This window comes from Ensifer sp. GW101-20A05, assembly GCF_059424735.1.
Window position 1 is genome coordinate 522,670 of sequence record NZ_JBWKZT010000003.1, and the last position, 24,733, is coordinate 547,402.

The following is a 24,733-nucleotide window of genomic DNA, read 5'->3' on the forward strand; positions in this document are numbered from 1 at the left end:
ACAACGGGCCGGATTTGACTTTTCCGGCCCGCAATGGTGTTAAGGGCGCCCATGCTCGAATCCGGCCACGTTCTTTCGTTAAGGTCGGGCATTCGGGCTGAGTTTCGTCTCGCTGGCGCTGGAGCGCCGCGCGTCTTGTAGGCGCCAAGGAAAGGGACCGCGTCCTCGATGGACCGCTTGGGTGGTGGCAGCAAGAATATGCAGGCCGGCCGGCTTCTCGCCGTGCTGTGGCTGTTCTGCGCCTCCTTCGCAATGCAGGTCATCTCGGTTGGGCAGAGCATTCCGTCCCGCTCGTCCTCTGGCGCCCAGGCCGGTAATGTCACCGATACCGGCTCGACCGATCGCCCTGCAGCCCGGCAGATCTCGCGGGCGACACCGCTTTCAGACCTTCGGTTCACGGCCGAGCGCAAGGACGCGAAGTCCGCGACCGACGATGGGTTACCGGCGCTGCTGCCGGTATCCGCGGAGCTGGAATTTCCCCAATCGTCGGACGGTCGGTTCCTGCGCCGTGTCGCAGAGCAGATCGGCGGGGCTTCGAGCTATGGGCCCCATATTCGCGCACCCCCGCGCGCCTGATCCATCAAGCATATTCTGGCTCGTTTGCGGCTTGGACCGCTACGCCGCCATTGATGAAACAAAGTCCTGACGACGCGCCCCGTGCCCGTGCAGGCTCTTTTGGAACCACAACATGCGTACATCGAAATGGGCGATTCTCGTCTATGTCGCCGTGATCATCTTCGGATGCGTCGCGGCGCTTCCCAACGTGCTGACGCCAGCACAGCGTGAACAATTCGCCGCCTGGCTGCCGGTCAAGCCGGTGACTCTCGGCCTCGACCTCAAGGGCGGTTCGCACCTCGTCCTCGAAGTCGACGCCGCCGGCCTGCGCAAGGCCCGCCTCGAAACCTTACTCGACGATACGCGTCGGGCGCTGCGCGCCGAACGCGTTCCGGCTTCGTCGGCCCGCATCGCCGGCGACACCGTGACGGTCAAGATCGAAGACGCTGCCGACCGCGAGAAGGTTCTGCCGAAGCTTAAAGAGTTGGCTGCCCCGGTTGGCACGCTCGGCTTTGGCGGCTCGGCTTCCGATATCGCGGTCACCGAGGATGGCGACACCATCACGGTCGCCATGACCGAGGCCGGCCTCGCCGACCGCACCACCAAGGCGGTTGAGCAGAGCCTGGAAATCATTCGTCAGCGCGTCGATACCGTCGGTGTTGCCGAGCCGCTGATCCAGCGCGTCGGCTCCGACCGCATCCTCGTCCAGCTTCCAGGCCTCGAGGATCCGACGGCACTACGCCAGCTTCTCGGCTCCACAGCCCAGATGAGCTTCCACATGGTCGACCAGACTGTGGATCCCAATCAGCCGGCACCACGTGGCGTCGACATCCTGCCGGGTGCGCACGACAACAACAAATATGCGGTCGAAAGTCGCGTTGCGATTTCGGGCGAGCGGCTGGCCGATGCCAAGGCCGGCTTCGATCAGCGCACCAACGAGCCGATCGTTTCTTTCACCTTCGACTCCCTGGGTGCCCGCCAGTTCGCGGAAATTACCCAGGCCGCTGTCGGCCGGCCCTTTGCGATCGTGCTTGACGGCAAGGTTCTGACGGCACCGGTCATCCGCGAGCCGATCATCGGTGGCAATGGCCAGATCAGCGGCAATTTCACCGCGCAGGAAGCAACCGTTCTGTCAGCGCTCCTGCGCTCGGGCGCGCTGCCTGCACCGCTGACTGTCATCGAAGAACGCTCGGTCGGCCCGAACCTCGGCTCGGATTCCATCCGCATGGGCATCTATACCGGCCTTGCCGGCTTCGCCCTCGTGGTTACCCTCATGGTCGTGCTCTACGGCGCATGGGGCATGATCGCCAATGTCGGCCTGGTGCTGCACACGATCCTGACGATCGCGCTGTTGGCCATGCTCGGCTCGACGCTGACGTTGCCCGGCATCGCCGGTATCATTCTCGGCATCGGCATGGCGGTGGACGCCAACATCCTGATCAACGCGCGTATTCGCGAAGAGACGGAAGGCGGCGCCGGCGCGATGAAGGCGCTCGATATCGGCTTCAACAAGGCCTATGCAACCATCATCGACTCCAACGTCACGACGCTTTCGGGCACCGTGCTGCTGTTCGCCTTCGGCTCCGGCCCGGTGAAGGGCTTCGCGGTCACCATGATGCTCGGCATCATCATCTCGATGTTCACGTCGATCACCGTCGTACGCCTGATGATGCGTGAGGTCGTCGTTCGCCGGAAGATGAAGAAGCTCGAAATTCCGTCGCTCTTCGGCAAGGTTCCGAAGCTTCCGTCCTTCTCCTTCATGAAGGGCCGCTTCGTCGCCATCGGGATGTCGGCGTTCCTGTCGATTAGCTCGGTGGTGCTGTTCTTCACGCCGGGCCTCAACTACGGCATCGACTTCGTCGGCGGTATTCAGGTCGAAACCACCTCGAAGAACACGCTCGACCTTCCGACGCTGCGCCACAACCTCGAAGCGCTCAACATCGGCGAAGTGGCGCTGCAGGAGTTCGGCCAGGACAAGTCGGTTCTGATCCGCGTTCAGCGTCAGCCGGGCGGCGAGCAGGAGCAGACGGCGGCACTGAACCGCATCAAGGACACCGTAGTCCAGACAATCTCCGATGCGACCTTCGAGCGTACCGAGGTCGTCGGACCGACCGTCAGCACCGAACTTGCCCGTTCGGGCTTCCTCGCCGTCGGTCTCGCGATGGTGGCGATCCTGCTCTACATCTGGTTCCGCTTCGAATGGCACTTCGCCGTCGGCGCGATCGCAGTTCTATTGCTGGACATCACCAAGACGATCGGCTTCTTCGCGCTCACGGGCATCGACTTCAACCTGACGGCCATCGCCGCGCTGCTGACGATGATCGGCTACTCGGTCAACGACAAGGTCGTGGTTTATGACCGCATGCGCGAGAACCTCCGCAAGTATAAGTCGATGCCGTTCTCCGACCTGATCGACATGAGCATCAACCAGGTGATCGCGCGATGCATCTTCACCTCGATGGCGACGGCCCTGTCGCTGGTGCCGATGGCGATCTGGGGTGGCGACGCGGTCAAGAGCTTCGCCTGGCCGATGATTTTCGGCGTGATCGTTGCGACCACGTCGTCGATCTATATCGGCGGACCGATCCTGCTCTTCCTGAACCGTTGGTGGAAAGATCGCGAAGCGTCTCGTTCGAGCACCACGCCTCAGGCGGGCACGCCGGCGGCGTGATCCGGCGGTCCCGGGATACAAAACGTGAAGGGGCGGCCCGGCGGGCCGCCCCTTTTTTGTCCGAATGTGCTGTCTTTATCCCCTCGTGCCTTGCAGACTGATTCTTCGCTACCTAGATAGCGAGGGTCTCCGGTTCCGGGGCGGGAGAACGGATTTTGCGTCCGCGTCCCCCTAAGATTTGAAGGGTGAGAATTATTTTTCGCATCTTCATCTTTTTAATTGACGGAATTGGTAGATTATTCTAGTTTGCCAATACGTGACGCGGGGAGTCCGCCTCACGGTTGTTCATCAAACGCACCGGCATGCTGATGCCGGGCCAGCCAAAGGAGAGTGACATGTTCGGAAACGTCTCGACCGCCGCCTTCTTCGGCACGCGTCTCCTTTGTCGCGCAACAGAGAAACGTCACATTCGCAATCTCTGCCGAATGTGACCGTCGAACCCCTCGAACTTTATCTTTTGCCGAAATTGAAAGTCTCCGCGCCTCCGGCGTGGAAGGAGCGTTATTTGTATGAGCAAGCAAGTTATCGAATTTGGCGGCGAAGCCGTCGGTGTGGTCGTCCCGGATGAAGATCGCTTCAAGTTCGTGGCGGTGAAGTATCACGTCTGGGATCTGGACGCGAAGCGCTTCGGCTCGGCCGAGGAAGCACGTGCCGCGATCCGCCAGCTGCTGGCCCACCAGGCCGTGTCGGCGAAGCGGCGGGGTCACAGCGCAGCCGCATGAAGCGGGTGAGAAAGGTCGTTTTCGGCTTTTCTCCCGCATCCGCCCGATACTTCTGAAAATCGTCGTTGCTTCCGCTGCAAGCGTGGCCGCGACTTCGGCCAATTCCCCACTATAATTATATGTTGGCAGTACGTTTCTTGTGCTATGCCAAGATGTATTTGCATTTGCGCGGATGATTCCCGTATCGGGAGCCGCAGGGAAAGCGTGCCGGAATGCTGACGAAGAAGGGAAAATACGGTCTGAAGGCTTTGGTCGATCTTGCACGGCTGGAGCCGGGGGAGACCGCCTTCATCACCGAAATCGCCCAGCGCAACAATATCCCGAAGAAGTTCCTGGACACGATCCTGCTCGAACTGCGCAACGCCGGCATGCTGCGCTCGAAGAAGGGCCCGGGCGGCGGTTATTCGCTGTCGCGGCCCGCTGCCGAAATTCGCATCGGCCATGTGATCCGCACGCTGGATGGGCCGTTGGCGCCGATCCGCTGTGCCAGCCGCACGGCCTATGAGGTCTGCGAGGACTGCAACGATCCCGAGACCTGTCAGGTGCGGGTATCGATGACCACGGTGCGCGACGCCGTTGCTGCGATCCTCGACTCGATGACGCTTGAAGAATTCGCCGCCGACAAGTCGATGCCGCTCGAAACTGTCGAAGAAATGCGGGCCGGCTGACGAAAACGCCACCGATCGCGCCAGTTTTCCCCCGAAGTCTGCTTCCAAGGCTTGGTTTGCCAAGAAAAAGCGCTTATCTGCCGTCAATGGTCTGGCGGGCAGCGATGCAGCCTGCCACTTAAGTCTTCGTAAGATCGGGGTCATCATGGGTTTGAGACAAGCATCTGCGCATGAGCGCACCGCGGTTGCGGCTTTGGAGTCGATCGGCCGGACGCTGACGACTGCAATGGTCGGCATCAAGGCGCTGACTGACCACCTTGGTTCCGACGAAGCTTTTGCCCGCAGTGTCGTCGATGCAGTCGAGTTGATCGGCGAGAGCCAGGGGCGTGTCGTCGTCTCCGGCGTCGGCAAGAGTGGCCATATCGGCCGCAAGATCGCTGCGACCCTAGCATCGACCGGCACCTCGGCCTATTTCGTGCATCCGACCGAAGCGAGCCACGGCGACCTTGGCATGGTCACCTCGCAGGACGTGCTGATCCTGCTCTCGTGGTCGGGGGAGACGGCCGAGCTCGCCAACATGCTCACCTATGCCAAGCGCTTCAACGTGCCGATCGTCTCGATCTGTGCCAACCGCGACAGCGTGCTGGCGCGGAATTCCGAAGTGCCGATCGTACTGCCCAAGGTGCAGGAAGCCTGCCCGCACGGCCTCGCGCCGACGACATCCGCAATGCTGCAGCTCGCCGTCGGCGACGCGGTGGCGATCGCGCTTCTGGAACGGCGCGGCTTTTCGGCCGAAGATTTCAAGACATTCCACCCCGGTGGCAAGCTCGGTGCGCAGTTGCGGCTGGTCCGCGAGCTGGCGCATGAGGGCGCCCAGATGCCACTGCTCCAGACGGGGCGGCCGATGAGCGAGGCCCTCATCGAAATGTCGTCGAAGGGTTTCGGCGTCGTCGGCATCGTCGATGACACCGGCAAGCTTGTCGGTGTGATCACCGATGGCGACCTGCGCCGCCACATGTCGGGCGATCTGCTCCAGCAACCGGTCGAGGCGGTGATGTCGCGCAATCCGCGGGTGATCCGTGGCGACGTGCTCGCGAGTGGCGCCATGGAATTCATGCAGCAGCACAAGGTAACGGTGCTGTTCGTCGTCGGCGATGGCGGAGCACCGGTCAGCATCCTGCACATTCACGACCTGCTGCGCGCCGGCGTCGTCTGAGGGCTAGGGGTAGTACACCTCGCGAAAGCTGCCTAACCCTTGACCACGGCGGGCCAGTCGCCCGTCGTGCCCGGCTGCACCGGCCGTTCCAGATAGGTTGAAAGCACCACATAGCTGCGCGTCGCCTTGACGCCGGGCGTGTCGTAGAGGCGCGCCAGCAGCCCCTCCAGCGCATGGGTGCTTTCCGTGCGGACTTTGAGCAGCATGCAGGTATCGCCCGCGACCGAGTGGATCTCCTCCACCTCGGGGCATTCCTCGATGGCAAGCAGCGCCTGTGTCTTTCCCCAGCCGGTCGTGTCGACATGGACGAAGGCGAGCAACGTCTTGCCGACGGCCTCGGGATCGATCAGCGCTGCCACGCGGCGGATCGCCCCTGATCGCCTGAGCCGCTTCACACGCTCATGCGCCGCCGGTGGCGAAAGCCCGACCCGTTCACCGAGTTCGACATAGCTCGTCGTCGCATCCTCGACCAGCACGCCTAATAGTTTTCGGTCCATCGCGTCGAGGTCGCGCTCCGGTGGACGCTTCCGCCGAACGTCATCTGTATTTTGATCCATTCCGATGTTTCCTCTTGCTGCTGAATTTCATTCTGCAAACATGAGACAATGACGAACATCAATCAATCCATTTCCAGCGGTTCAGTCGACAGGGCACGTATCCCGCCCTTCGCCTACCTGCTCACCATCTGCATCGGCGTCATCGGCTCCAACTCCCTCGCCCTCGGGCCGATCGCGCCGGAGGTGGCGCGAAGCCTTGGCGCCAACGTTCCCGCCGTCATGACGGCCTCTGCCGTCTTTGGCCTGGGCACGGCCGTCAGCGCCGTTTTCCTTGGCCGCTTCATCGATCGCCATGGTCCGCGCCGCATGTTGGCTGCGGCTCTCTTGCTTCTGGCTGCAGGGCTCGGCGGCAGTGCGCTCGCGCCATCGCTTGCGTTCCTGGTTGCCGCCCAGCTCGTCGTCGGTCTGGCCGCGGGCATTGCGCTTCCCTCGATCTATACGCTGGCCTCGGTCATTGCGCCGACCGGACGCGAGAGCGAGACGATCGGCCTGGTGCTGACCGGCTGGACGCTCAGCATGGTGGCGGGCGTGCCGCTATCGGCAGCGATCGCTGATTTTGCCGGTTGGCGCACGGTCTATGTCATTGTCGCCGCCGCCACGTTGATCGCCTGCACTGCGGTCAAGTTTGCGCCGGCGCAGGAAGGCGCCACCGGTACAGCGACATCACCGCTGGCGGCATTGAGTGTTCCCGGCGTTGCACCGCTCTTGATCGCCTGCGCCGCCTTCATGGCCGCCTTCTACGGCGTCTATGCCTATATCGGCGAGCACCTGCATGCCGCACTCGGCCTGCCTGTCACCGCCAACGGTCTCATCGCCGTTTCCTATGGATTCGGTTTCGGCGCCGCCGCTTTTCTTGACCGCCTGATCGATCGTTTCGGCGCCGCCCGGTTGTTGCCGCTGATCTTCCTGGCGGTCGCGGGCGTCTACGTTGCCATGGCTGTGGCGAGCGGCTCCTACGCTGCCATGCTGGCCGTCGTCTTCCTTTGGGGGCTTGCCAACCATTTCGGGCTGAATGTGCTGATCATGCGGCTCACCGGCCTCGACCCCGCCAAGCGCGGCGCGATCATGGGGCTGAACAGCGGCGTCACCTATATCGCGCTCTTTGTCGGCACGATCGGGTTCGGTGCAGCCTATGCCCGGGCAGCCTTCTTTGTGCTGCCTTTGGCAGCGGCAGGCCTGATGCTCCTGGCGGCCTTCGCCGTCGCGACGGCGCGGCGGTAGTCTGGCTTAACAGACCCGCTGTTACGTCAGTCGTCGTCACGCGGAGGAGGCGATCCTCGGCCGCTTTTGCGGCTTGCGGCGTGGTGGCGGGTCCACGAAGGCGCCTGGCTGGTTGAGGCTGTTCTCACTCAGCCGCTTGGCGATCGCCTCGGCGCCGGCATCGCTTCCGGCGCGCGAATAAAGATTTCCGCGTACCTGGATCGAGGCGGCGAGCAGGCGGAACATTGCGTTCGCCAGATCCGGATCTGGCGCCTGCGGCGCACGCCAGAAATCGTCGAGCGGCTGCTGGTCGGTCAGTCCGGCGATGTCGAACAAGGCCGTGCCAAGCACCTTCACCGGTCGCCCCTGCTTCAATGCATGCAGACCGGCCGTCGAGTTGACCGTGACTATGCCTGCGCTTGCCTCTCCAAGCGTATCGAGGTTGCCGCCATCGAGATAGAAGACGCGCCCGCGAAGCCCCAGCGCTGCCGCTCGTTCGTCGATGATTCTGCGCCAGGGGATCAGATCATTGTCGAGCGGATGCACCTTGAAGACGAGGCGCGCGTCGCGCGCCGCAAAGGCGGCGAAGGAAGCCAGCACTTCGGCAATCGCTTGCCTCTGGCTATGGAAAGGCGAGTGGGCCCTGAGCTGGAAATCGGTTTCGAGCTGCAGCGGATAGACGAAATAGGGCGCGTCCTGCGAAAGCAGTTTGGCAACGGTCGCCTCGGCTTCCGAGTTGCGCCGCTTTTCGGACAGGAGCCGGCGGACCCAGCCCGCATATTCGGCGAGCGGATGAAAGATCGCGTGGCGCTGATAGTGTGGGAAGAGGAACCAGAGAAAGACGTTCGGCAGATTGTAGAACAGGTCATAGCTCGCATCGGCGAGGAACGTCTGGCTGTAGTGCTTGCGCCAGTCCGGTTCCGGGACGCCCGCTGCCGCCGCAAGGATTTGCGCGGGATCGGACGGGAAATGTGAGTTCGAGGACATGCCGTTGCGCTCGAGCGTCAGCCAGTCCGGCCGAAGATACCCCATCTCGACGATGGCGACTGCGACACCCTTGCGCCGCGCGACCGTGGTGGCTGCCTGGTGGTAGGCGCGTTCCTCGCCGAGCAGCAGCATGTCGGTGACGCCATGGCGCGCGATGAAGGCCTCGATATAGGCTGGCCAATCGGCTGCCGTGCCGCGATAATTATAGGCACCCTTGCGGCCCCAGATGATCTGGTCGCCGACATTGAGGTTGATCCTCAGGCAGGTGTGGCCAATGGCTTCGAGCCGATCGGCGATCTTGCGGAAGATCGGCGACGAAGGGCCTTGCAGGAACAGGAACACCCGTCGCCTTGGCCGATCGACCGCCCCGGTCGATGTCATCGAAGCGTTCTCCATCCGTCCACTGCTGCTACCGCAGCGTATCCTTTCTGAGGTTGGCGTGGTTGAGCAGGGCCTCGATCAAGTTCCAGGCTTCGACATTACTCGGTTCCACCGGCTTGTGGGAAGACGACTTGGCCTTGGCAAGCGGTACGATCAGGTAGTCGGTTCGCGGGTCGGGGAAGGGATCGGCAAAGGATTTGAGCAGCGGCGCATGGTCGCCGTAGAAGACGAGCCAGACCGGGCGGTCCAGCTTGTCGAGTCGTTCGCTCAGCATGTTCAGCGCCGCATCGGATTGTTCGAGAATGGCCAGATAGATGTCGACGGGATTGGTAAGATCACCGACGCGACCCGGCTCCCACGGACCGTGATTGGCCATGGAGGCAACGAAGATGAAGCCGTTTTCATCCTCCGGCAGCTTCTCGCATGCGTCGATCACTTTTGCCGCAAGTTTCTCGTCGGAGACGTAGGGGCCGTCTCTTTCGGGGCGATGGTCGAAGCCGTCGAGCATGGTCAGCTTGGAAAAGCCGAGTTGCGGCATCGCCTTGTGCCGGAGAAAGAAGGTGCGGTCATAGGGATGGATGAAATGCGTGTTCCAGCCGGCGCGCTTCATCTTTCCCGGCCAGACCACGTCGGCATAGTGCGAGGCCCTGAGATAGGGGTAGCTGGCGTCGACGTGGATGTCGTCAGGCACCAGGCCGCTGATGACCGCGAATTCCGTGCGCAGCGTATAGCCGCCTTCGAAGACGCTGCTGAGGCGGCCCCATTGCACCGCCTCGCGCCGCAGCCGATCCAGCGTCGGCATATCAAGCGTATCGACGCCGAAGTGCCGCATGTCGATGAAGGATTCCGATTGCCAGACGACGATCAGCGGCGAGCCGTCGTCGCCGATCAGATCATGCACGGCGGCCCGGACGATCTCGGAGAGTTCCGCGACGATCTTTTCACGCCGCACGCCGAGCCAGACGATGAAGCGGAACACGACCGAGCCGAAGGTGCCGAAGCGCACCGTGTTCACCTTGACGTCGAGTGTTTTCAGCAGCCTTTGCACCAGCGCCGCCGTCGGGCGGTTCACCGGGCCGTAGAAGAGCAGAAGCCAGGGTCCGTAGGCGATCCCGAGCATCAACAGGATCCAGAACGCCTTGCCGCGATCGGGCAGGATGGCCGGCTCGAAATACATGTAAAGGCCGGACACGCCGAAGACATAGAGGAAGGCGACGGTCCAGAAGACGACGTTTAAAGAACTCGCATAGAAAATCGTCTTGTACTTGAAGACGTCGACGACGAGCGCGATATCCGAAAAGATCAGCGGCTCGCGGATGAACTTGAACTTGGCGCGGGAAATGCCGGTGAAGATGATGAAGAAGCTCATCGTGCCGGCTGCGGCATACAGCGGCCGCCAGGAGCCGGCGAAGAATCCTGCAAAGACCAGCGCGATGACCGGCAGGCGGGCAACCGCATCGACGACATCCTGCGTCCGCCCGAAGGGCGAGGGATGGGCGCGCCGCTCCCGCTTCGGCAGGGCAAAGCGATCGGTAAAGAAGATCACCGCACAGGAGAGCACGTAACAACAGAGCGTCAGTGTTCTTGGGTAGTCGTGCAGCTGAAAGGGAAGCAACGCCAAGCGGAAACCTTCATGTCTTCATGCCGGCCGACGCCGCTTGATGCGGCACAGCGTCCGCCCGACACTTAGATCTTATCGCTTGGACGTACAAGCGCCGTCAGGTCCGGCGCTCCGACACTCCACTATTATGCGTCGCGGTGTTGCCGCCGCGCGCAATCACCCTGTCGAACCACCAGTTGAGCAAGGGACGAATGGCCGGCGCGAAGCGGCCGAGGAGAAAGAGCGTGGTGCCGAAGTAGATTTCGAACCGCCCGCGGTCGATGCCCTTGGCGATTGTCTTCGCCACGGCGTCGGCAGGCCAGGGACGGACCGTGCCCATAATTTTGGCCGCTTCCGGAGGACGGCTTGCGAGTTCGCGCTGAAACTGGGGTGTCTCCGTATCCGGCGGAAAACACACGGAGACGCTGACGCCGTGGGCGCAGGCTTCCGAGCGCAGCGCCTGGGCGAAGCCGTGCAGCGCGAACTTCGACGCGCAATAGGCGGAATAGCCGTAGATGCCGATGAGGCCGGCGCCGGAGGAGATCATCATGATCCGGCCATGGCCACGCCGCTTCATGCCGTCATAGACAGCACGGACCGCGTGCACCGTGCCGGAGAAGTTGGTTTCCATCTGGCGTCGGAATGAAGCGCTGTCGAGTTCCTCGAAACGGCCGGGCTCGACGATACCTGCCGATGTCACCAGGATGTCGCAAGGACCGAAGGCTTGTTCGCACCGTAGGATCGCCGCCTCGACATCGCTTTCCGCAGCAACATCGGCAGCCTCGATCCTGATGTTGTCGGCGCCGCTAGCGCCTGAGCGGGCCAGGTCTGCTTGCGCCCGTTCCAAGAGGTCCCGGGAGCGCGCGATGAGCGAGACGCGGGCGCCACGAGCCGCGTAGATGGACGCAACCGCAAATCCGATACCGCTCGAGCCACCGGTGATGATCACATGCGTCATGCTGATATCCCGCTCAAGAGCAATTCCAGGAAAAGTGCGAAGCGGTTTTGCGTCCGGATTTGCGTGAAAACAACTCGGCGGCACACGCGGTGATCTCTAGTCAGCGCGCCGAGAGTGCCTTCATCATCTCGTCGATGTCGATGCCGCCCAGTCCGAAGTTTCGCTCGGTAAGGTCCGTCAGCCGTTCCGCCGTCAATGTTACCGTCCGGCGGATCTGCTCTTCCGTATGATCGCTGGTGATGAAGAAGCGCAGGCGCGCTAGACCCTCGGGCACCGCCGGATGGATGATCGGCAGTGCATTGACCCCTTCGGCAAGCAGGTCGTTCGAAAGCTGAACGGCCCGCAGGGAATCGCCGACGATAACAGGAACGACGGAAAAGCCGCTGCTGAGACCCGTGTCGAGGCCGGCTTCCTTGGCAAGCTTCAGGAACAGGGCACCATTGCGGCGCAATGCCGCCGTCCGCGCCGGTTCGCGTTCCAGCACGTCCAGGCTCGCGGTGGCGGATGCGGCCAGCACCGGCGCAAGGCCGACGCTGTAGACGAAGCCGCCGGCGGATGCCTTGAGTACCTCGACCAGTGCTTCGCTACCGGCGATGTAACCGCCGCAGCTCGAGGTGGTCTTCGACAGCGTGCCCATCCAGACGTCGATCTCATGCGGATCGACGCCGAAATGCTCGGCAAGCCCCCGGCCGGTCTTGCCGAGGACGCCGAGCGAGTGCGCCTCGTCGACCATCAGCCAGAAGCCGTATTCGGCCCGGAGCTTCAGAAGAGCCGGCAGGTCGGCGACGTCACCGTCCATCGAGTAGATGCCCTCGACGATGACCATGATGCGGCGATAGTCGCCCGCGACGGTGCGCAGCACGTGTTCGAGATCGGCGACGTCATTGTGTTTGAACAGCCGCCGGGTCGCGCCCGAGAGCTTGATGCCGGCAAGCGCGCTGTTGTGGATGAACTCGTCATGGACGACGAGGTCCTTCGGGCCCATCAGGCAGCTGATGGCGGCGACGTTGGTCAGGTAGCCGCTGACGAAACAGACGGCGGCATCGACGCCGTAGAAACCCGCGATCTTTTCTTCGAGCGCCATATGCACCGGCCGCTCTCCGGCAACGAGGCGGCTCGCCGAGGCGGAGATGCCAAAGGTGCCGATCGTATCCCGCGCCTTGGCCAGCACCTCCGCATGGCGGTTGAGGCCGAGGTAGTCGTAGGAGGCGAAGTTGATCAGCTTTCGGCCGTCGATGACGGTGGTCGCCCCGGCCGCGGTCTGGTGCGCGCGATAGAACGGATTGGCGATGCCGAGTTGCTCGCTCGCGAACTTCTGGGTCATCACCTGCTTGTATTCCGGCAGATCTTCGAAACGGGCCTGCTGCCGGCGCGCCGGCGGCGGCATCTCCCGCTCCGAGCGCGCCATGCGGTTGCGCTCGGAGGATTGATGCGTGTTCCGCATCCGGTCCAGCAGGTTCTCCTTGAGGCTGCTGGTCATCTTGGATGCGCCTGGACCGTTTCCGTTCGTGCTCATTGGCTCTGTGCTTTTTCCTTCGCCGTGCCGACGTGCCGCTGTGCGAGTTCGTTGACGATCTTGTCGTCGGCGGGCTCGGCATCGTCGCTCTGGTCGCGCTTGCTGACCTTCTCATAGAGCTTGCGGGCGACATCGCCAACCGTCGTGTTGTCCGCGACCCCACTGAGCGGCATGTCGAAACCGGTATTCTGCTGGAAGCTCATGCCGAGTTCGACCGCCATCAGGCTGTCGAGGCCGATTTCCTTCAGCACCTTGCTGCGTGTGACCGTATCCTTCGATACGCGCAGGATCGCGGCGATCTCGCCGGCGACGAGGTCGAAGAGGATGTCCTCGGCCTCCTGCGGCGACTTGCCCTCGATCATTGCGACGAGGTCCATCTGGGCGCCTTCGCCGCCGGTGGCGTGCTGGTCGGCGCTGCGCAGGATGACTTCGAAGAGGGCGTTTTTGGCAACCGGCAGGTTACGCGCAGCCGACCAGTCGATCTCCGAGATCATCACCGTGGCCGCATCGACGGTGCCCGGATCGAAGGCCAGGTGGCTCTCGACCATGTCGAGCGCCGTCTGTGCCTTCAGTGCCGTCTTGCCGATACGCTTGGCGAGCAGATCGTTCACATCGGTGTTCTGGACCAGATATCCCTTGTCGGCGATCGCGCCGAAGCCGACGGCAAGACCCGCAAGACCACGGGCGCGACGGGCGCGGGCGAGACCTTCGAGGTAGCCGTTGGCGGCGACGTAGTTCGCCTGTCCCGGATTGCCGACAAGCGTTGTCGCCGACGAGAACAGGATGAAGTTGTCGAGCTTGTCGTCGTTGGTCAGCTGATCGAGAACGGCGGCACCCTTGGCCTTGGTGTCGATGACCGGTCGGTTGCGCTCGCGATTGAGATTGCTGATCAGCGCGTCGTCGAGCACCATGGCGGCGTGGACGATCGAGCGGAGCGGTGCAATCGCACGCAACTCCTTGAGGAGACGCTCGGTCGCCGTCGGGTCGGTGACGTCACAGGCGTGTACCGTTGCCGACACGCCGGCCTTCGCCCAGGCCTCGATCATCGCCGTCGTTTCGGCATCCGCCTGACCGCGGCGCGAGCAGAGCGCAATCTTCGTCGCGCCTTTTTCGACGAGCCAGTTGGCAGCAGCCAGACCGAATCCGCCGATGCCGCCGACGACGAGATGCATGCCGTTCGGATCGACCTTCATGCCGCCATGCGGGCGCTTGGCGACGCGATGCTTGCCGGTGACCGGAGGCAACACGACGATCTTGCCGATATGGCCCGCATTCTGCATCAGCCGGAACGCGTTGCCGATCTCGTCGAAGTCGAAGGCACGGTAGGGAAGCGGCGTGAGCTTGCCGTCTTCGAACAGCGCGCCGATCTCGGTGAAGATCCGCTTGGTAAGCTTCGGCTGGTTGACCAGCAGCTGGTCGGCGTCGATGCCGAAATAGCTGACATTGCGGCGGAAGGGCCGGAGACCAATCTTGCTGTCGGCATAGTAGTCGCGTTTGCCGAGCTCGAGGAAGCGACCGAAGGGCTTCACGAGTGCCAGGCTCTGTTCCATGGCTTCGGCAAAGAGCGAATTCAGAACGAGATCGACACCCTCTCCGTCCGTTACGGCGCGAACGTCGTTGACGAAACCGAGCGAACGGGAATCGAAGACGTGATCGGCACCCAGCATCGACAGGAAGCGGCGCTTCTCGCGCGTGCCTGCCGTGGCGATGACCTTGGCACCCTTCAGTTTCGCGACCTGCAGCGCGGCAAGGCCGACGCCGCCGGCAGCGCCGTGGATGAGGATCGTTTCGTCCGGCTGGATGCGGCCGAGTTCCACCATGGCGTAATAGGCGGTCAGGAAGGCGACAGGCACCGTTGCCGCGGCAACCGGGCTGACAGTCTGCGGCAACCTGGCGACGCCGGCGCGTGAGACGACGGCGTGGGTCGAGAAGGCGGATGAGGCGATTGCCATGACGGCATCACCGACCACGAGATCGTCGACGCCTTCGCCAACGGCAACCACGTGGCCGGAGAGTTCCATGCCGATCGTCGCGCCTGCGAAACCATCTTCGAGCGCTTCTTCGGGCAGCAGGCCCATCGCCCACATCACGTCGCGGAAGTTGAGGCCTGTCGCGGCAACCGCGACGACGACTTCACCCGGACCTGCGGCGGGAATGTCGCTCTCTTCCCAGACGATGCTGCCCACCTGCGAGCTGACGCGCTGGCGGATCGTTGCGGCCTTGAAGGTGTCGATCGCCGCATGGGCGTTGTCGACCGGGCCGGGCACGGCACGGATTTCGGAAAGCGCCGCGTCTTGTCCCTCTAGCAGCCACTCGCGGTTGGCGTTGGCGCTGCCGAGCAGCGGAGATGCTGCCGCGATCTGCTCGATCGTGGTCGGCGAACCGTCGATATCGAGCGAGTGCACTTCGAGGAACTCATATTCGTTCTGAAGCACGCGGGCGAAGGCCCAGAGACCGGCATTGACGCCGTCGCTTGCAACCGTTTTGCCCGTTGTCCGGCTCGCGATCGGGGCTCCGCCTGGCGCGACGAGCACGAGACGCGGACGATTTTCGCCAGCAGGCTCGGCTCCGCCGATATGCTGACGCAAGGCTTCGGCGAAGGCGCCGAGAGCAAGGATTTGGGTCTGCAGCGAAGCGGAATCGTCTGTTCGGGATGCAGCTGTCGGCGACGCGAGGAAGATTGCCCGCAGCGGCTGTTCGCCAAGGGCCTCGAAACCGCTGAGAAGCGCTGCTTTGTCGGCTGCGATATCGCCGCTGAGATTGACCGGAATAGCCGATGCCGAAGGCTTGTTGCCCTTGCCGCCCGCGATCTGCAGCAGCAGATAGGGGCCGGTAGCCGGTGCTTCGGCACTTACGGACGCCGCGGCGGCGCCGCGCGCTTCGAGCAGGATGACATTGCCGCTCGCGCATTCGCGGTCTGCAATATTGACGTCGCGTAGATCGAGATCACCGAAACATTTCTGCCAGTGCGGGACCGCCGCAAGATTGCCGATCGGGAACTCCGCGGTCTGGCTGCGGGCGAACCACCCCTCGGAAAGTCCGAGGGCGAAATCGTTGAAGAGCGATGGCGCGCTGACGGCGGCTATCAACCCGCCGGTATCGCGAAGCGTCGAGCGAAGCGCGGTGCGGACCGTCACGTCGTCCTCGATCAGGCTGTAAAGCCCGTCAGAGGCGCTGACTGCGAGGTCGAAGGACGTGAGCGTTGCAAGCTCACCCTTTTTGAGAATGCGCACATGGGCGTCGTTCTCGAAGGCCAATTCAAGGCCACGCTGGGCGTTGTCGCGCGCTTCGAATACGGTGAGGCTTGCGCCGTGCTTTTCGGCAAGCGTCGCCAGGCGGCGGGTAAAGGCCGAGGAAACGCTGCCGAGTTCGACGATGCGCAGGCGCGCGCCGGAAGATGCCGAAGTCAGGCTCTTTTCGAGCGCCTCGAGAACGAACACCATCCGCTCCCGGCTTGCCCCGGAGTGGACGGCTTGATGATCAAGCGTGGCATCGCTGATGAAGGTGGTGCCATGAGCCGTTTCGTCGCCGGCCTGGAGCGCGTCAAGGCGCGCAAGGGCCTCCGCATAGGCATTGTTGATCAAGACGGCTTCAACGGCGCGGTCGGACCGCTCGCCGTAGAGTTCGCGCAGGATCTCCGGGACGCTCGGCAGGTTGAATTCCTGAGCAATCGTCCAGACGCCGTCCTTGTGCTCGCAGAGACCGGCGTCTTCCAGGACGTAGAGGCAGCTCGTCAGGAAACATTGGAAGGCAAAATCGCCGGGCAGGTTGTTGCCCTGAATGGTCGATCGACCCTTGGCGAGTTTGAGCGCAATCTCCTGGCAGGCGCGATAGATGGCTGCGTTGAAGAGCAACGTCGTGTTGTCGACGCCGGCTTCGCTGGCGGCGGGCATGGCGATCTTGATCGGCGCCGGCGCCTGACGCTGCAGACCCGGCAGCGTCGCTTCCGATTGCACGGCCTCGTAGTGGAAGGACAGCGCGTCGAGCGTCTTGTGCTTGCGCAGATAGGTACGGCGGAAGCGGCAATCCTCGAAGTGCGCGATCGGTGCGCCCGACTTGTCGAAGAAATGGAACTTCGCCTTGATCGAATTGGGGCTGACGCGCTCGATCTCGATCATTGCGCGCGCGATTGGCTGGCTGCCGTTGACGACCCGCACCGAACCGAAGCGCACGGGGATATAGGGGGCACCGCTCTTGTCGCCGGTGAAACGATCGAAGAGGGCGACAAGTCCGTGGAAGGTTGCGTCGACAGAGATCGGGTTCAAGGCGTAGGTGACGAGCGGATGGCCAGCAGCATCAGGCGTCTTCAGCTCGACATCGACCAGCCGGTCGCCATAGGCGACGGCCTTGGCCAGCAGCTGGAAGCGCGGGCCGTAGTCGAGACCGAACTGTTTCGCCGTCTCATAGGCACGGCCAGGCGCAACCGTTGCGGTCTTCGCCAAGCCGGCAAGCGACGGATAGGCGCGCTCCTCGGCCGGCAATGGCTTGCGGCAGCGGGCAACCGCATGCACGGCCCAATCGTCTTCCGACAGCCGTTCGCGCGAGCGGATCTCGATGTCGCCGGTCTCCGGCGAAAGCACCGTCGACAGCTCCATGATCTTCGTATCGCTGAGTTCCAGCGGGCGAACGATCTCCAGATTGGTGATCTCAACTTCGTCGCTGCCGTAGAACTGCTGTGCAGCGGCGACAGCGATTTCGATGAAGCCGCTGCCCGGCAGGATCGCCTTGCCGTCCACGACGTGTTCGGCGAGGTCGGGGAAGAGATGGGCGTCGACATGATTCTTCCAGCTGCCGCTGTTCGGGTCGCTGCGCCAGCCGATCAGGCGGTAGGGCTTGGCGGTCCGGCCGAAGAGGTCGGTAGCGTCGGTCGTTGCCGCGGGGCGCAGCTCGACGGGCTCGAACGGCAGGCTGGGAAGGGCGATCGAAGCGTTGCGCTTGCCGAAGACGCGGGTCGTGTCGACCACCGCGCCGTGCGCGACGGCACGCGCCATCGCTGCCGAAATCGGGTCCTGGCCGGTTTCGCCGACATCCCGGAGCAGGGTCGGTACGACCATGCCCGGGGCTGCGGCCTGCTTGATCGTCTCCTTGACATAGGACGACAGGATCGGACGCGGCGAAATTTCAATGAACAGGCGGCAACCCATCTCGATCGCGGCCTCGGCGGCCGCCTGGAAGCGGACCGGCTCGCGCACGTTCTTCCACCAGTAGTCCGGATCGAGTTGCGTGCCATCGAGCGCGGCACCTGTGACCGTCGACAGATAGGCGAGCTCGGTGCGGCGCGGTGCGATATCCGGAATGTCGGAGAGGAAGGCGTCCTTCGCCCGATCGATGATCGGGTGGTGGAAGGGATAGTTGATGTCGAGAATCTGGACCGGGATCTTCGCCTTGCGCGCAGCGTCGCGGAAGGCCGAGATCTGGTCGGCCGGTCCGGAGATCGTCACGGAATTGTGGGCGTTGACCGCTGCGACGCAGAGGTTGTCGAGACCGCGCGCCTCGGCAAAGGCCCGTGCGGCGTCTTCTCCGAGCATGACGGCCGCCATCGTGCCGTGGCCGGCAAGCAGGTCCTGATGCAGCGAGCGCTTCGCCACGATCGAAACGGCGTCGACCAGTGAGAGCGCACCGGCGGCGTAGGCGGCGGCGATTTCACCGACGGAGTGGCCGAAGACCGCGACCGGCTTGACGCCCATGGCAACCAGCGAGTCGGAGAGGGCGGCCTGCACCGCGAAGAGCAATGGCTGGGCGATCTTCGTATCGGCAAGCTTCTTGTCGAGATCAGGATCGGTGAGAAGATCGGTCAATGCGATGTCGGAGTGGAACTTGAACAGCGCGCTGACCGAGGTGAAGCACTGACGGAAATGCAGGTTCTCGCGGAACGCTTCGACGCCCATGCCGGCCCATTGTGAGCCGTTGCCGGAGAAGACGAAGGCGACCTTGGCGTCGCGGACGACGGCTTCGCCGACTTCACCGATGCCGGAGCCCGGCTTTTCCAGGTGGCTGGCGATCGCGCGGACGATATCTTCCGGCTGATCGCTGCGGGCGGCAAAGCGATGGCGCATGTGGGTGCGGTTTGCACCCGATGCGGCGATCATCGCCCGTGCTTCCCCCTTGGAAGCATGTGCGAACGCCGCCTTATAGTCGCTGAGAAGCGCCTCCAGGCTCGACGCCGTATGGGCGCTCGCCAGGAAGACATGGCCGGAAGACGATGGGTTTGACGCCCTTTCGTCGGCCGCGGGTTCCGGATCGCTGATGACGACGTGGGCATTGGCGCCGCCGAAGCCGAAGGAATTGATGCCGGCAAGGCGAGCGCGTTTTCCCCGCAGCAGCTCGATCGGGTTCGCCGTGACGCGCACGTTGAGACCGTCGAAGTCGATGTGTTCGTTCGGCGTGTCGAAGTGCAGCGAAGCCGGCAGATAGTTGTTTTCAAGCGCCATGACGGCCTTCAGCATGCCGAAGAGGCCGGAAGCGGGTTCCGTGTGGCCGATGTTCGACTTGATCGAACCGATCGGCACCGGTGCCCGGCGCTTGGCGCCGATGACCGTTCCGATCGACCAGACCTCGGCCGGATCGCCGACCTTGGTGCCGGTGCCGTGCCCCTCGACAAAGGCCACCTGGTTGGCGTCGATGCCGTTGCCTTCATAGATCGCCCGCAGAAGATTGGCCTGCGCCTCGCGGGAGGGGAGCGAAATGCCGTTGGTGCGCCCGGCCGAGTTCACGCCGGTCGCGACGATGCGCGCGTAGCTGCGGTCCTTCTCCCGGCGCGCCCTGTCCGAGCGGCGCAAGACGAAGACCACGCCACCTTCGGCGCGCACATAACCGGCGCCGTCATTGTCATAGGCGCGGCAAAGCCCCTCGGGCGAAAGCATGCGCGCCTGGGCGAAGCCGACGAAGGGAAGGGGATGGGCAAGGATGTTGACGCCACCGACGATCGCGGTGTCGATCTCGCCCGACGTCAGAGCCCGCATCGCCTGGTCGAGCGCGACCAGCGAGGAGGAACAGGCGGTATCGACCGTCATGCTCGGACCGCTGAGGCCAAAGATGTGCGAGATACGGTTGGAAACGATCGACAGCGTGTTGCCGGTCATGAAGTAAGGGCCGGCGGCAGCCGGGTCCTCGACCGTCAGGTTGGCATGATCGAGGCTCGATGCGCCGATATAGACGCCGACATTCTCGCCATTCAGCGACGTTGCAGAGATATTGGCGTCTTCCAGTGCGCGCCAGGCGAGCTGAAGCAGCACGCGCTGCTGCGGATCCATGTACATGGCTTCGCGCTGCGACATGCCGAAGACGGCGGGATCGAAATCATAGAGTTGGTCCAGCACGCCGGCGGCAAAGGAATAGGTCTTGCCCTGCGTGCCCATGACGGGGTGCCAAAAACGCGCGACGTCCCAGCGATCCGACGGAATGCTGGTGACGGTGCACTTGCCCTGACGAAGAAGTTTGAACAACGCCGAAGGCGATTCTGCTCCAGGGGCGAGGCATGCTCGCCCAATTATCTCAACAGCCATGTATGATCGAACGCTCTAAACTGCCGCTAAAGTTGCATCTGCGATTGCGCGTCGGAGGCCGAAATGCAATCGCCAATCGTCATGCTGCCAGGCTATCCCCAGCTATATTCGTTCCGCCTCATTAGTCAGCTTTTAACTTAAAGTCCCTAGCTTTCAACCCCAAAGACTGAAGATATACACGCTGTCAACGCCAATCCAAGGCGGATAGGGCGATAAACCACACTCAAGGTAGAGAAGGTATGACCAGAAAGACGCGGCTCCAAATATTTTGCCCGTCTTGGTCTTCGGATGACTTGTTGTGGGACGGCGATTGTGCTTTTCAGAGACCGGCGAATTCCCGGTCGGGAGATAATGCGGCACGGAACTGTGAGTAAAATCATGGCTGTGTCGAATTTGGAGTGTCGTAGTTGAAACGAGTCAGTGCCCTTCTGCTTTGTACCGCCCTCGTGGGATGCCAGGCCGTTCCGGGCGAGGGGCCGCTGGCTGGGGCGATCGTCAAGGATGCCGGTCAATCCGGCGCCGAGATCGGCCGGCAAAATGCCACCGTTTTTGATATTGTCGATGTGGATGGCCGCTCCGCGCGCCTCGTTTCCGACTATGTCTCGTCGACGCTCAACCGCCGTTTCGGCATTGGCGGCGGCGTCGGCCGAGTCGTGATCGGCGTCGGCGACCAGCTCAAGGTCTCAATCTTCGAAGCCGGCAGCGACGGGCTGTTCTCGACGGCAGAGTCCAAGCAGACGAGCATCGATCTCGTCGTTCAGCCTGATGGCAAGGCTGCGATCCCCTATGTCGGTCCGGTCAACTTTGCCGGCCTGACGCTGGAGCAGGCGCGCCAGGAGATCCTGGAGGCGCTGAAGCAGAAGGCGGTCGAGCCTGATGTCATCGTCACCAGCATGAGCACCGCCTCGCGCAACGTCACGGTTTCCGGTGCAGTCGGCAAGTCGTCGGTCGTGCCGCTCAGCCTCGTCGACGAGACGATCAATGAGGTCATCGCCAAGGCGGGTGGCCCCGTTGCGCAGCCCTACGAGACCTATGTCACGCTGGTGCGCGGCAAGAAGACCGGAACGGTCCTCCTGAAGTCGATTATCGAAAATCCGTCGGAAAACATCCACGTCAAGCCGGGTGACCAGATCTTCGTATCGCGCGACCCGCGCCGCTTCACGATCCTCGGCGCAGTCAAGGCCAACCAGCGTGTCGAATTCGGCGCCAATGACCTGAACCTGCTCGAAGCCATGGGCCTTGCCGGCGGCGGCTCGGACTACACGCTCGACATGAAGGGCTATTTCATCTTCCGTTACGAAGAGCCTGATGTCGTCATGAGCCTGCTTGGCCAGCAGCGTTTCAACGAGATGCTGCGCAAGGGCATGAAGACCGACAGCACGGGTCGCTACCCGATCGTCTACCGCTTCGACATGAGCAAGCCGGATAGCCTGATCGTCGGCCAGACCTTCCCGATCAAGAACCGCGACGTCATCTATGCTTCGCGCCACCCCTCGGTCGACTTCTCGAAGTTCCTCAACTTCATCGCCCAGCCGGTCGGCATCGCCAATTCCGGTTTCTCGATCGCCGACAATCTCAACGGCAACTAATCACGTTAAACAGCTTTTCTCGGGGGCGTCGACCGCAGGGTCGGCGCCTTTTGCTTATCTGTCCTCCTGATTTTCAAAGCACGTGGAAGCGGCTTGTCGCCGCTCAAATTCTGTGATTGATCTTGGACTTAAATCGATTTTGGTGATCGATGGACGTTGGCAGGCAGGAATGAACTATGGCGGATAAAGCGTTGATCGTCGTGGACGTGCAGAACGATTTCTGCCCGGGCGGAGCGCTTGCGGTTGCAGGCGGTGATGAGATCGTGCCGATGATCAACGGCTTGATTGGCCGCTTCGAGCACGTGGTGCTGACGCAGGACTGGCATCCCGCCGGCCATTCGAGCTTTGCCTCCAGCCATCCCGGCAAGACCCCGTTCGAGATGATCGCCATGCCCTATGGCGGCCAGACGCTCTGGCCGGATCATTGCGTCCAGGGAACAGCCGGTGCCGATTTCCATCCGGCGCTCGCGTGGACGCGGGCCGAACTCCTGATCCGCAAGGGCTTCCGGCCCGAGATCGACAGCTATTCCGCCTTCTTCGAAAACGATCGCCGGACACCGACGGGTCTCACCGGCTATCTCAGGGACCGCGGCATCAAGAAGGTGACGCTGTGTGGGTTGGCGACCGATTTCTGCGTCGCCTTTTCCGCGCTTGATGCGGTTACACAGGGATTTTCGACATCCGTCATTCTCGAGGCCTGTCGGGGCATCGACCTCAACGGTTCGCTTCAGGCAATGGTCACGCGCATGCGCGATGCCGGTGTCGAGCTGAACTAGTTCGAGACCCTCGCGCTGAGGAAGGAGAGATTTCACCAATGACGAAGACCGATATCGCCAGGCGTGTCTATAACCATGCCTGGAAGCTCGACCCGATCGTGCGCAGCCTGCTGGACACGGATTTCTACAAGCTTTTGATGCTGCAGATGATCTGGCAGCTCTATCCGGATGTCGATGCGACCTTCTCGCTGATCAACCGCACGAAGACGGTGCGGCTTGCCGACGAGATCGACGAGCAGGAACTGCGCGATCAGCTTGATCATGCGCGCGAGCTGCGCTTCTCCAAGAAGGAGATGATCTGGCTCGCCGGTAACACGTTCTACGGTCGCAAGCAGATCTTCTCGCCGGAATTTCTTGCCTGGCTCGCCAAGTTCCGCCTGCCGGACTATGAGTTGAAACGCAGCGGCGGTCAGTTCGAATTGACCTTCCGTGGCCGCTGGGCGGAAACCACCATGTGGGAAATCCCGGCGCTCGCGATCATCAATGAGTTGCGTTCACGCTCGGCGATGAAGGGCCTCGGCCCCTTTACCCTCGACGTGCTCTATGCTCGCGCCAAGGCAAAGATGTGGTCCAAGGTCGAGCGCCTGCGGCAGTATCCGAACCTCAGGATTTCGGATTTCGGTACGCGGCGCCGACACAGCTTCCTCTGGCAACGCTGGTGCGTGGAGGCGCTGAAGGAAGGGATCGGAAGTTCCTTCTCGGGCTCCAGCAACGTGCTGCTTGCCATGGATACGGATCTGGAAGCGCTCGGCACCAACGCGCATGAGCTTCCGATGGTGGCCGCGGCGCTTGCCCGCAACGACAAGGAACTGGCCGCCGCCCCCTACAAGGTGTTGCAGGACTGGAACCAGCTCTATGGCGGCAACCTGTTGATCGTGCTGCCGGATGCGTTTGGAACAGCGGCGTTCCTTCGCGATGCACCCAAATGGGTCGCGGACTGGACGGGCTTCCGGCCGGATAGTGCGCCGCCGATCGAAGGTGGCGAGAAGATCCTCGCTTGGTGGAAGAAGATGGGCAAGGACCCGCGGGAGAAGCTGCTGATCTTCTCCGATGGCCTCGACGTCGACACGATCATCGAGACCTATCGCCATTTCGAGGGACGCGTGCGCATGAGCTTCGGCTGGGGCACCAACCTTACCAACGATTTTGCCGATTGCGCCCCGACGGAAATCAGCGGCCTCAACCCGATCTCGATCGTCTGCAAGGTCAGCGAAGCCGATGGCCGCCCGGCGGTGAAACTCTCCGATAATCCACGCAAGGCGACCGGCGATCCGGCGGAGGTCGAGCGCTACCTCAAGTTCTTCGGCTCACAGGATTTCGTCGAGCAGGCGGTCAAGGTTTAGCCGTCAAAGCTACTCCAGGAAAAGCCTGGAGCGGCTTTCCAGCACTTCAAAAAAAGAAACCGGCAGAAGCCGGTTTCAAAAGGGGATCAAAGATGTTGCGACTGTCCATCATCGCAATGTCAAATCTGGCAGTGGAATCTTAAGGTTGCGTTAAGGCGCCAACCTGCCGTTGCATTTCACCTCTCTAGAACACGAACATATAGAGAAGGATGATGACGATGAGCGGCACGCCCATGAGCCAGAGAACGATACCTTTCATATGCAAGCCTCCGCGTTACTGCCTTTGAAACGGTAACGCGGCATCGGGGAATACGTTCCCGATGCTTGGTGCTCGAACAGTCGGTTCGATGGCGAGAGTGCCCCGTATGAAATCTACTTTCCCGAGCGGAGGGGGGAGGCGTGGGCGCGCCCGAATCGAAGGATATCGCAATTGGCCGAACACGATAATTGCTCCCGAAGGAAAATTCGGGAGCGGGAGGTCGGACTTTTGCGGACGCCTTGGATGGTTGCCCGAACAGAACGGCAGTGCAGGTGTCGCCGTTTACGCAG

The 24,733-nt window shown here is 62.5% G+C and carries 15 protein-coding genes; 9 read left to right on the forward strand and 6 right to left on the reverse strand.

Features of this window, described 5'->3' with window-relative positions; genetic code table 11:
* The first annotated feature begins 168 nt into the window (after window positions 1–168).
* The 5 genes from AC070A_RS11735 to AC070A_RS11755 all read left to right on the forward strand — a co-directional run bounded on the left by AC070A_RS11735 (window position 169) and on the right by AC070A_RS11755 (window position 5,772).
* Window positions 169–576 (forward strand): hypothetical protein, encoded by a 408-nt coding sequence (locus tag AC070A_RS11735; protein ID WP_245299219.1) that lies wholly within the window; start codon window positions 169–171, stop codon window positions 574–576.
* A 112-nt stretch (window positions 577–688) separates the two neighbouring features.
* The gene (gene secD / locus AC070A_RS11740; protein ID WP_057248152.1) at window positions 689–3,226 is read left to right on the forward strand and encodes a protein translocase subunit SecD; all 2,538 of its coding nucleotides are present in this window, start codon (window positions 689–691) and stop codon (window positions 3,224–3,226) included.
* 509 nt (window positions 3,227–3,735) lie between these two features.
* On the forward strand, window positions 3,736–3,948 hold the full coding sequence (locus AC070A_RS11745) for a hypothetical protein (RefSeq protein WP_057248153.1): 213 nt from the start codon (window positions 3,736–3,738) through the stop codon (window positions 3,946–3,948).
* Window positions 3,949–4,160: 212 nt separating this feature from the next.
* Window positions 4,161–4,616: an RrF2 family transcriptional regulator gene (locus tag AC070A_RS11750; RefSeq protein WP_057248154.1), complete on the forward strand. Its 456-nt coding sequence runs from the start codon at window positions 4,161–4,163 to the stop codon at window positions 4,614–4,616.
* A gap of 145 nt (window positions 4,617–4,761) precedes the next feature.
* Complete coding sequence (locus AC070A_RS11755) at window positions 4,762–5,772, forward strand: KpsF/GutQ family sugar-phosphate isomerase (RefSeq protein ID WP_057248155.1); 1,011 nt, start codon at window positions 4,762–4,764, stop codon at window positions 5,770–5,772.
* Window positions 5,773–5,804: 32 nt separating this feature from the next.
* Here AC070A_RS11755 and AC070A_RS11760 read toward each other — a convergent pair whose 3' ends face one another.
* Window positions 5,805–6,329, reverse strand: coding sequence for an Lrp/AsnC family transcriptional regulator (locus AC070A_RS11760; RefSeq protein WP_057248156.1), 525 nt, complete (start codon window positions 6,327–6,329; stop codon window positions 5,805–5,807).
* Window positions 6,330–6,377: 48 nt separating this feature from the next.
* Here AC070A_RS11760 and AC070A_RS11765 point away from each other — a divergent pair, with 48 nt between their 5' ends.
* The gene (locus tag AC070A_RS11765) at window positions 6,378–7,550 is read left to right on the forward strand and encodes an MFS transporter (RefSeq protein WP_058323572.1); all 1,173 of its coding nucleotides are present in this window, start codon (window positions 6,378–6,380) and stop codon (window positions 7,548–7,550) included.
* A gap of 36 nt (window positions 7,551–7,586) precedes the next feature.
* Here the strand turns inward: AC070A_RS11765 and AC070A_RS11770 are convergent, their stop codons facing one another.
* The 5 genes from AC070A_RS11770 to AC070A_RS11790 all read right to left on the reverse strand — a co-directional run bounded on the left by AC070A_RS11770 (window position 7,587) and on the right by AC070A_RS11790 (window position 20,476).
* Window positions 7,587–8,897 (reverse strand): capsule polysaccharide biogenesis protein, encoded by a 1,311-nt coding sequence (locus AC070A_RS11770; protein WP_113737125.1) that lies wholly within the window; start codon window positions 8,895–8,897, stop codon window positions 7,587–7,589.
* A gap of 28 nt (window positions 8,898–8,925) precedes the next feature.
* On the reverse strand, window positions 8,926–10,518 hold the full coding sequence (locus tag AC070A_RS11775) for an LTA synthase family protein (protein WP_093231877.1): 1,593 nt from the start codon (window positions 10,516–10,518) through the stop codon (window positions 8,926–8,928).
* Between the two features lie 97 nt (window positions 10,519–10,615).
* On the reverse strand, window positions 10,616–11,455 hold the full coding sequence (locus tag AC070A_RS11780) for an SDR family oxidoreductase (protein WP_110877956.1): 840 nt from the start codon (window positions 11,453–11,455) through the stop codon (window positions 10,616–10,618).
* A gap of 100 nt (window positions 11,456–11,555) precedes the next feature.
* Complete coding sequence (locus tag AC070A_RS11785; protein WP_058329027.1) at window positions 11,556–12,971, reverse strand: aminotransferase class I/II-fold pyridoxal phosphate-dependent enzyme; 1,416 nt, start codon at window positions 12,969–12,971, stop codon at window positions 11,556–11,558.
* Window positions 12,968–20,476 (reverse strand): type I polyketide synthase, encoded by a 7,509-nt coding sequence (locus tag AC070A_RS11790; RefSeq protein WP_112994390.1) that lies wholly within the window; start codon window positions 20,474–20,476, stop codon window positions 12,968–12,970. The genes AC070A_RS11785 and AC070A_RS11790 overlap by 4 nt, the downstream gene beginning before the upstream one ends.
* A 407-nt stretch (window positions 20,477–20,883) precedes the next feature.
* Here AC070A_RS11790 and AC070A_RS11795 point away from each other — a divergent pair, with 407 nt between their 5' ends.
* The 3 genes from AC070A_RS11795 to pncB all read left to right on the forward strand — a co-directional run bounded on the left by AC070A_RS11795 (window position 20,884) and on the right by pncB (window position 24,184).
* The gene (locus AC070A_RS11795; RefSeq protein WP_057248163.1) at window positions 20,884–22,065 is read left to right on the forward strand and encodes a polysaccharide biosynthesis/export family protein; all 1,182 of its coding nucleotides are present in this window, start codon (window positions 20,884–20,886) and stop codon (window positions 22,063–22,065) included.
* 176 nt (window positions 22,066–22,241) lie between these two features.
* The gene (gene pncA / locus AC070A_RS11800) at window positions 22,242–22,841 is read left to right on the forward strand and encodes a bifunctional nicotinamidase/pyrazinamidase (protein WP_057248164.1); all 600 of its coding nucleotides are present in this window, start codon (window positions 22,242–22,244) and stop codon (window positions 22,839–22,841) included.
* A gap of 38 nt (window positions 22,842–22,879) precedes the next feature.
* Window positions 22,880–24,184 (forward strand): nicotinate phosphoribosyltransferase, encoded by a 1,305-nt coding sequence (gene pncB, locus AC070A_RS11805; protein WP_057248165.1) that lies wholly within the window; start codon window positions 22,880–22,882, stop codon window positions 24,182–24,184.
* The last annotated feature ends 549 nt before the right edge of the window (window positions 24,185–24,733 follow it).

Excerpts from the sequence above, each read along its gene's own strand:
- AC070A_RS11735 (WP_245299219.1), top strand. The coding sequence starts at position 169 with ATGGACCGCTTGGGTGGTGGCAGCAAGAATATGCAGGCCGGCCGGCTT.
- secD (WP_057248152.1), top strand. The coding sequence starts at position 689 with ATGCGTACATCGAAATGGGCGATTCTCGTCTATGTCGCCGTGATCATC.
- AC070A_RS11745 (WP_057248153.1), top strand. The coding sequence starts at position 3,736 with ATGAGCAAGCAAGTTATCGAATTTGGCGGCGAAGCCGTCGGTGTGGTC.
- AC070A_RS11750 (WP_057248154.1), top strand. The coding sequence starts at position 4,161 with ATGCTGACGAAGAAGGGAAAATACGGTCTGAAGGCTTTGGTCGATCTT.
- AC070A_RS11755 (WP_057248155.1), top strand. The coding sequence starts at position 4,762 with ATGGGTTTGAGACAAGCATCTGCGCATGAGCGCACCGCGGTTGCGGCT.
- AC070A_RS11760 (WP_057248156.1), bottom strand. The coding sequence starts at position 6,329 with ATGGATCAAAATACAGATGACGTTCGGCGGAAGCGTCCACCGGAGCGC.
- AC070A_RS11765 (WP_058323572.1), top strand. The coding sequence starts at position 6,378 with ATGACGAACATCAATCAATCCATTTCCAGCGGTTCAGTCGACAGGGCA.
- AC070A_RS11770 (WP_113737125.1), bottom strand. The coding sequence starts at position 8,897 with ATGACATCGACCGGGGCGGTCGATCGGCCAAGGCGACGGGTGTTCCTG.
- AC070A_RS11780 (WP_110877956.1), bottom strand. The coding sequence starts at position 11,455 with ATGACGCATGTGATCATCACCGGTGGCTCGAGCGGTATCGGATTTGCG.
- AC070A_RS11785 (WP_058329027.1), bottom strand. The coding sequence starts at position 12,971 with ATGAGCACGAACGGAAACGGTCCAGGCGCATCCAAGATGACCAGCAGC.
- AC070A_RS11790 (WP_112994390.1), bottom strand. The coding sequence starts at position 20,476 with ATGGCTGTTGAGATAATTGGGCGAGCATGCCTCGCCCCTGGAGCAGAA.
- pncA (WP_057248164.1), top strand. The coding sequence starts at position 22,242 with ATGGCGGATAAAGCGTTGATCGTCGTGGACGTGCAGAACGATTTCTGC.
- pncB (WP_057248165.1), top strand. The coding sequence starts at position 22,880 with ATGACGAAGACCGATATCGCCAGGCGTGTCTATAACCATGCCTGGAAG.